The organism is Pseudomonas sp. P5_A2_2 (assembly GCF_054177685.1).
Map to the genome: position 1 here is coordinate 1 of NZ_JBGCUL010001282.1, position 1,110 is coordinate 1,110.

Annotated in this window: 2 pseudogenes; one reads left to right on the forward strand and one right to left on the reverse strand. The window is 53.5% G+C overall.

Going from position 1 to position 1,110, the window contains the following annotated elements:
* A pseudogene (locus tag ACXRVY_RS30805) lies at positions 1–140 on the reverse strand (MFS transporter); the annotation flags it as partial.
* Between the two features lie 586 nt (positions 141–726).
* Here ACXRVY_RS30805 and ACXRVY_RS30810 point away from each other — a divergent pair.
* Positions 727–1,110 (forward strand): annotated as a pseudogene (locus ACXRVY_RS30810) (AraC family transcriptional regulator); the annotation flags it as partial.

Consider the following 1,110-nt stretch of genomic DNA (forward strand, 5'->3'; position numbering starts at 1 on the left):
TAGTTGATGATGGTCGCAATCAGCAGCAATGACAGCATGAACCAGCGCCGACGCGTCGGCAGTCGCTGAGGCAACAGGGCGTCCCGGGCGCCGGCGCTCACCGACGGCGCGGTGGACGGGGAGGTTTGCGAGTTCGACATGAGTAGACCTTTTTATTGTTAGAAGAATCGAGATGTTCGCGCGCAGCCGAAGCCGATACCCCCAGTGTCGGGGCAGAGCAATCGCTACTTGAATGAGAGGCGCGGACAGCCGCTGTCAGGCGCTCAGATACGCCTTCGGACTGGCTCGATCGGGGGGAGGGTTGGCGAGGGGGAAAAACAGGTTCATCACGTGCGCACCTTTTGATTGTTTTTGGAAGGGTCGGGCTGCATTGACTGTCACAGTGGTCGTACAACCTCTCAAAATCAACTGAGGCGTTAGATCGTTTTTTCTTCTGAAAAAGGCGATTAATGCAGGTGTCCAAGAAAAATCAAATCAGCTCATTTCCTTCGTTATGTGTCATGGTTTTCATAACTATATGTTTATAAAAGAGTAATTGTTTTTGTGTGCTCGTATTTTTTTGGACAGACGACACATCACACACCAATACAATTAATTCTCTGTATTTCGTTGTCATCCTATGACGTGTTGAAGCCAACGGTGTCTGCCTTCACAATCACCGCGGTCGCCGCCTGCATCGCGGCGCGACGACAACCTGTCCATGTACCTGTCGAGGATCCTCAGGCGATGTCGTCACCGAGTCGAGTACCCACTTACGTCATGCAGCAACGCAGTGAGTTGACGGACTTTTACATCCGCGACAAAAAGGGACGGCGCGCCGAAACCAGCCCGCATCGCCATGAGTATTTCCAGATCCAGGTCAACCTCGGTGGCGATACCGTGCAGCACATCGGCAACGTCGAACGTCCGTTTCCGCGCAATACGCTGGCCTTCATCCTGCCGCATCGCGTGCACGTGATTCCGCATCCGGCAGACAGCAACTTCATGGTGATAAATTTTTCCCAGACCTTCCTGCTGCCGCATTTGCAATGCGACCCGATGGACCTGGAGGAAGTCTCGATTCTGTTGGCGCCGGAGTTGTCACCGTTCCGCTTTCAGGAGCATCTGGAT